The sequence below is a fragment of the Streptomyces sp. NPDC005803 genome (genome assembly GCF_040630435.1).
GTDB lineage: Bacteria > Actinomycetota > Actinomycetes > Streptomycetales > Streptomycetaceae > Streptomyces.
In genome coordinates, this window is record NZ_JBEXXO010000004.1 from 159,845 (window position 1) to 166,339 (window position 6,495).

General features: G+C 70.8%; 4 protein-coding genes. 1 reads left to right on the forward strand and 3 read right to left on the reverse strand.

Features of this window, described 5'->3' with window-relative positions; translation table 11 throughout:
• Positions 1 to 23: 23 nt before the first annotated feature.
• The 3 genes from ABZ454_RS07950 to pepN form a co-directional block, all read right to left on the reverse strand.
• On the reverse strand, positions 24 to 1,442 hold the full coding sequence (locus ABZ454_RS07950) for a SidA/IucD/PvdA family monooxygenase (RefSeq protein WP_359536528.1): 1,419 nt from the start codon (positions 1,440 to 1,442) through the stop codon (positions 24 to 26).
• Positions 1,439 to 2,836 carry an aminotransferase class V-fold PLP-dependent enzyme gene (locus tag ABZ454_RS07955; protein WP_359536529.1) on the reverse strand — a complete coding sequence of 466 codons (1,398 nt, stop codon included), beginning with the start codon at positions 2,834 to 2,836 and terminating at the stop codon, positions 1,439 to 1,441. The genes ABZ454_RS07950 and ABZ454_RS07955 overlap by 4 nt, the downstream gene beginning before the upstream one ends.
• Before the next feature lie 242 nt (positions 2,837 to 3,078).
• Positions 3,079 to 5,592: an aminopeptidase N gene (pepN, locus tag ABZ454_RS07960; RefSeq protein WP_359536530.1), complete on the reverse strand. Its 2,514-nt coding sequence runs from the start codon at positions 5,590 to 5,592 to the stop codon at positions 3,079 to 3,081.
• Positions 5,593 to 5,721: 129 nt separating this feature from the next.
• Here pepN and ABZ454_RS07965 point away from each other — a divergent pair, with 129 nt between their 5' ends.
• Positions 5,722 to 6,285 carry a MarR family transcriptional regulator gene (locus ABZ454_RS07965; RefSeq protein ID WP_356314884.1) on the forward strand — a complete coding sequence of 188 codons (564 nt, stop codon included), beginning with the start codon at positions 5,722 to 5,724 and terminating at the stop codon, positions 6,283 to 6,285.
• Positions 6,286 to 6,495 lie beyond the last annotated feature (210 nt).

Genomic DNA, 6,495 nt, shown 5'->3' on the forward strand with positions numbered 1-6,495 from the left:
CTTTTTTGTGTGTCCGCGGCTGGTCAGTTGCCTTGGACGAGGGGGATGAGGGTGGGGGGTTGGGCGGGGATGTTCGGGTTCTGGGGGGTGAGGCCGAAGGTGGTGAAGGCGGTGCGTTGTGGGAGGGGGTAGGGGGTGGTGCCGGTGAGGTTGTTGAGGATGGTGGCGCTGCGCCAGGCGGCGAGGCCGAGGTCGGGGGCGCCGACGCCGTGGGTGTGGCGTTCGGCGTTCTGTACGTAGATGGCGCCGGTGATGGCGGGGTCGAGGTCGAGGCGGTAGTGGTGGTCGATGCGGGGGCGTCCGGCGGTGTCGCGGCGTAGGTGGGTGGCGAGGTTGCCGAGGAGGTGGTCGAGGGGGCGTTCGCGGTAGCCGGTGGCGAGGACTACGGCGTCGGTGGTGAGGCGGGTGCGGGTGCCTTGTTGGGTGTGTTCGAGGTGGAGTTCGATGCGGGTGGTGGCGACGCGGCCTGCGGTGCGTACGTGGACGCCGGGGGTGAGGGTGGCGTCGGGCCAGCCGCCGTGGAGGGTGCGGCGGTAGAGCTCGTCGTGGATGGCGGTGATGGTGTCGTGGTCGATGCCTTTGTGGAGTTGCCATTGGTGGGGGACGAGTTGGTCGCGTACGGGTTCGGGGAGTGCGTGGAAGTAGCGGGTGTAGTCGGGGGTGAAGTGTTCGAGGCCGAGTTTGGAGTACTCCATGGGGGCGAAGGCGGGGGTGCGGGCGAGCCAGTGGATTTTTTCGTTGCCGGCGGGGCGGGCTCGGAGGAGGTCGAGGAAGATTTCGGCGCCGGATTGTCCTGAGCCGATGACGGTGATGTGTTCGGCGGCGAGGAGTTGTTCCCGGTGGTGGAGGTAGTCGGCGGAGTGGATGAGGGGGACGGTTCCGGCGTCGGCGAGGGGTTTCAGGGGGGCGGGGATGTGGGGTTCGGTGCCGATGCCGAGGGCGAGGTTGCGGGCGTGGGTGCGGCCGAGGGCTTCGGCTTCGCCGTGGGGGTCGAGTTGGGTGAAGTCGATGTCGAAGTGGGCGTGTCGGTGGTTCCAGCGGATGGCGTCGATGTGGTGGCTGAAGTGGAGGCCGGGGAGTTGTTCGCTGACCCAGCGGCAGTAGGCGTCGTATTCGGCGCGTTGGATGTGGAAGCGCTCGGCGAAGTAGAAGGGGAAGAGCCGGTCGCGGGTGCGTAGGTAGTTGAGGAGGGTCCAGGGGCTGGTGGGGTCGGCGAGGGTGGTGAGGTCGGCGAGGAAGGGGACTTGGAGGGTGGCGCCGTCGATGAGGAGGCCGGGGTGCCAGTGGAAGGCGGGGCGTTGTTCGTAGAAGGCGGCGGTGAGGGGGGTGGGGAGGCCGTGGGTGAGGGCGGCGAGGGAGAGGTTGAAGGGGCCGATGCCGATGCCGACGAGGTCGTGTGGCTGGTCGGTCTGGGGGGTGGGCCGGTCGGGCCGGGCTGTCATCGGTGCGTGCTGCCTTCTGTGAGTTCGGTGGTGAGGTGGGTGACGAGGTCGAGGAGTTTTTGCAGGTCGTCGGGGGTGGTGTGGGGGTTGAGGAGGGTTGCTTTGAGCCAGAGGCGGCCCTGGGTACGGGCGCGGCCGAGTACGGCGTGGCCTCGGGTGAGGAGGGTGCGGCGGAGGGTGGCGACGGTGTGGTCGTCGGAGTTGGTGGGGCGGAAGAGGACGGTGGTGATGGTGGGGCGGTCGTAGAGGTCGAGGGTGGGGGTCTTGGTGATGAGGTCGGCGAGGTGGTGGGCGGCGGCGCAGGTGCGGTCGATGAGGTCGGCGAGGCCCGTGCGGCCGAGTGCTTGGAGGGTGACGGCGATTTTGAGTGCGTCGGGGCGGCGGGTGGTGCGGAGGGAGCGGCCGAGGAGGTCGGGGAGTCCGGCGTGGGTGTCGTCGTCGGCGTTGAGGTAGGGGGCGTGGTGGTGGAGGGGGTCGAGGTGGTGGTGGTCGGGGACGGCGAGGATGCCGGCTGATGCGGGTTGCCAGCCGAGTTTGTGGAGGTCGAGGGTGACGCTGTCGGCGCGGTCGAGGCCGTTGACTTTGTGGCGGTGGGTGGGGCTGAGGAGGAGGGGTCCGCCGTAGGCGGCGTCGATGTGGAGTTCGGCGCCGTGGGTGTGGCAGAGGTCGGCGATGTCGGTGAGGGGGTCGATCTGGCCGGTGTCGGTGGTGCCTGCGGTGGCGGTGACGAGGGTGGGGCCTTGTTGTCGGGTGAGGGTGGTGTGGAGTGCGGCGAGGTCGAGGGTGCCGTGGGGGGCGGGGATGGTGAGGGGTGCGGGGAGGCCGAGGAGCCAGGCGGCGCGGGTGATGCTGTGGTGGGCGTTGGTGCCGGTGATGGTCTGGATGGTGCCGTGGCGTTCGCGGGCGAGGAGCAGGGCGAGTTGGTTGGCTTCGGTGCCGCCGGTGGTGATGAGGGCGTCGGGGTGGGTGTGGTGCGGGTAGATCTCGGCGGCGAGGGCTTGGGTGGTGGCGGCTTCGAGGGTGGAGGCGGCGGGGGCCTGGTCCCAGGAGTCCATGGAGGGGTTGAGTGCGGAGGCGGCGAGGTCGGCGGCGGTGGCGAGGGCGAGGGGTGGGGTGTGGAGGTGGGCTGCGCAGAGGGGGTCTGCGGGGTCGGCGGCGCCTTCGGTGAGGGCTCCGATGAGGGTGGCGAGGGCGTGGTGGGGGCCGGTGCCGTGTTCGGGGATGGTGGGGTCGAGGGCGGTGCGCATGTGGGTGGTGACGGTGTCGGGTCCGCCGGCGGGGAGGGGGCCGGCGCGGCGGCGGGCGCCTTCTTGGAGTGCGGTGAGGACGGTGTCGATGAGGGGGCGCAGGGCGGTGGGGCCGGTGGTGGATCCGGCGAGGGGTGGGGTGGGCATGGCTGGGTGGCCCTTCGGGTGCGCGCGGGTGGACATTGCAGCTTGTCCGGGTTTCGGTGGGCGCTGCCGGGGAGCCTGGTGATCTGAACTCGAAAGGGGGATGGGTGGGTGTTCGAGGGTGTTGGCGGGGGGTTCGGGTGGTAGGGGTGCGCGCGGTTGGGTGTCCGCATACGGGTGTGCCCGGCCTGTCCTCGGGGTGAGGGCGGGCCGGGCACGGGTGGTGGGGTGGTGCGGGGTGTGGGTCAGTGGGCGTCGCGGACGGTGAGGGCGCGGCGGAGGTCGTCGATCTGGTCGGTGAGTTTGCGGCGGAGGGCGGGGGTGAGGGCCTGGTCGGTGAGGGCTTGTTCGCCGAGGTGGAGACTGTCGGCGTCGATGGCGTGGGCGGGGAAGGCGTGGCGTCCGGCGGCTTCGGCGATGGCGGGGCCGCGGCGGGCGGCGAGTGCGGTCGCTTCGGGGTAGTAGCGGGGGACGTAGGCGGTGACGAGGTCGGTCTGTTCGGGCTGCCAGAAGCCTTGGGCGGTGGCGGTGAACAGGTAGTTGGAGAGGGTGTCGTCGGTGAACAGGGCGTGCCAGGCGGCGGCTTTGGCTTCGGGGGTGGGCAGGGCGGCGCGGCAGCGGGCGGCGCCTTCTTGTCCGGTGGCGCTGGGGTCGGCTCGGAGTTCGGCGGCGATGGCGGTTTCGTCGGTGGCGCCGAGGACGGCGAGGCGGGTGAGGATGCGCCAGCGCAGTTCGGGGTCGAGTTCGGGGCCGCCGGGGACGGTGCCGTCGGTGAGCCAGCCGTGGATGGTGTCGGGCTGGGTGGCTGCGTCGATGTAGTGGCGTACGGCGGTGAGGCGGAGACCGGGGTGGGTGCCGTCTTCGGTGCGGCGGATGAGGTCGCGGGTGAGGGCGGTGAGGGTGGCCAGGGCGGCGGGCCGTTGTCCGGGGGTGACGTAGCGTGCGGCGACCTGGGTGTCGGCGAAGGCGAGGACGCCTTGGAGGAGGGCGAGGTCGGTTTCGTGGGGGAGGTGGGTGCGGGCGGCTTCGAGGTAGGTGGTGGGGGCGAGTTCGCCGTCGCGGACCATGTCGCGGGCGGCGTTCCAGACGACGGCGCGGGTGAGGGCGTCGGGGATGCCGGAGAGGTTGTTGAGGACGGTGTTCCAGGAGTCCGGGTCGAGGCGGATCTTGGCGTAGGTGAGGTCGTTGTCGTTGAGGACGACGAGGGCGGGGCGGCGGCCGGTCCGGGCGGTGGCGCTGTCCTGGGGGGTGTCGTGGGGGATGCCGATGTCGAAGCGGTCGCGCAGGACGAGCCGCTCGGGGCCGGCTTGGGTGTCGATGGCGTGGTCGTAGGTGCCGACGGTGATGCGGTGGGGGCGGGTGCCCTGGTGGTCGACGGTGAGGGACCAGGTGGTGTCGGTTTCGGTGATGTGGGGGGTGAGGGTGTCGACTCCGGTGGTGCGCAGCCATTGGTCGGCCCAGGCGTGGACGTCGCGGTCGGTGGCGGAGGCGAGGTTGTCGATGAAGTCGGCGAGGGTGGCGTTGGCGAATTTGTGGCGGGCGAAGTGGGTGTTGATGCCGGCCAGGAAGTCCTTCTCGCCGAGCCAGGCGACGAGTTGGCGCAGGGCGGATGCGCCCTTGGCGTAGGAGATGCCGTCGAAGTTGAGCATCGCGGAGGCGGTGTCGGGGACGGCGGCGGGGTCGGGGGCGACGGGGTGGGTGGAGGGGCGCTGGTCGGCGTCGTATCCCCAGCCCTTGCGGGCGACGCCGAAGTCGACCCAGGTGTCGGTGAAGGAGGTGGCTTCGGCGAGGGTCTGGTAGCCCATGTACTCGGCGAAGGACTCGTTGAGCCAGATGTCGTCCCACCAGGCGAGGGTGACGAGGTCGCCGAACCACATGTGGGCCATTTCGTGGGCGATGACCATGCCGCGGGTCTGGCGTTCGGTGTCGGTGACGGCGGAGCGGTAGACGAATTCGTCGCGGAAGGTGACGAGGCCGGGGTTTTCCATGGCGCCCGCGTTGAACTCGGGGACGAAGGCCTGGTCGTACGAGTCGAACGGGTAGGGCTCGTCGAACTTTTCCTGGAACCGGTCGAAGCAGGCGCGGGTGATGTCGAAGATCTCGTCGGAGTCGGCGTCGAGGTGGGGGGCGAGGGAGCGGCGGCAGTGGATGCCGAAGGGCAGTCCGGCGTGTTCGGTGGTCACGGAGTGCCAGGGGCCCGCGGCGACGGCGACGAGGTAGGTGGAGACGGGGGGCGTGGGGGCGAGGGTCCAGTGGCCGTCGCCGGTGTGCTGGGCGATGCCGTTGCCGAGGACGGTCCAGCCTTCGGGGGCGGTGACGGTGAGGGCGAAGACGGATTTGAGGTCGGGCTGGTCGAACGCGGCGAAGACGCGCTGGACGTCTTCCATGAAGAGCTGGGTGTAGAGGTAGGTCTCGTTGTCGGTGGGGTCGGTGAAGCGGTGCATGCCTTCGCCGGTGCGGGAGTAGCGCATGGCGGCGTCGACGCGCAGTTCGTGGGGGCCGGCGGTGAGGGCCGTGAGGGGGAAGCGGTTCTCGTCGAGGTCCGCGGGGTTCAGGGGGTGCCCGTCGAGGCTGATGGAGCGCAGGGTGGCGGGCTTGAGTTCGACGAAGGTGTCACCGTCGGCGAGGGCGGTGAACTGGATGACGGTGCGGGAGTCGAAGGTCTCCTCCCCTGTGGTCAGATCGAGATCGATCGTGTACCGCTGTACGTCGAGGAACTGGACTCGGGCCTGCGCTTCATCGCGCGTCAGTACGGACATGGGGGCCATGCTGCCGTATGCGGGGGGCGGATCGCAGGTGGGTTCTCCGTGGGCTGACGGGGGCCCGGGCCGGTCCTTTGAGGGCTAAGATTCTTGACGAAGGTGTACCTGTACGGAGGAGTGCCCGGGATGGCGAAGAAGGCTTCCGCGAGTTCCGGCGGGTCCGGCGGTTCCGGTGGGCTCGTGCCCCGGCAGGACGCGGTGGCGTCGATCGTGGCGGACTGGCGGCGGGAGCGGCCCGAGCTGGACACGGCTCCGCTGGAGGTGTTCGGCCGGCTGCACCGGGCGTTCCTGCGGTACAGCGCGGCGATCTCGCGGCCGGTGGAGCGCAAGGGCCTGTCGATGGCGGGCTTCGATGTGCTGACGGCGCTGCGCAGGGCGGGGGCGCCGTTCCGGCGTACGGCGGGTGAGCTGGCCGATTCGGGGCTGATCAGTTCGGCGGGGGTGACGCTGCGGATCGACCGGCTGGAGAAGGACGGGCTGATCCGGCGGGAGCGGGATCCGCAGGACCGCCGGGTGGTGCACTCGCGGCTCACGGACGAGGGTCTGTCGGTGATCGACGCGTTGTTCTCGGAGCATCTGGACAATGAGCGGCGGATGCTGGCGGGGCTGTCGGCCGAGGAGTGCGCGCAGCTGGCGGGGTTGCTGGAGAAGCTGGAGCGGTCCGTGCTGGCGGCGGAGTCGGGCGAGTAGGGGCTCGCGGGGGCCCGGGCCCCGGTGCGGGGTCTGTTCCCGAGCGCCGGACGGGCCTGGTTTCGCCCAGCGCCTCCGGGGCGCCGCACGTCCTCGATCGCCGGACGGGCCTGGTTTTCGCCCAGCGCCTCCGGGGCGCCGCACGTCCTCGATCGCCGGACGGGCCTGGTTTTCGCCCAGCGCCTCCGGGGCGCCGCACGTCCTCGATCG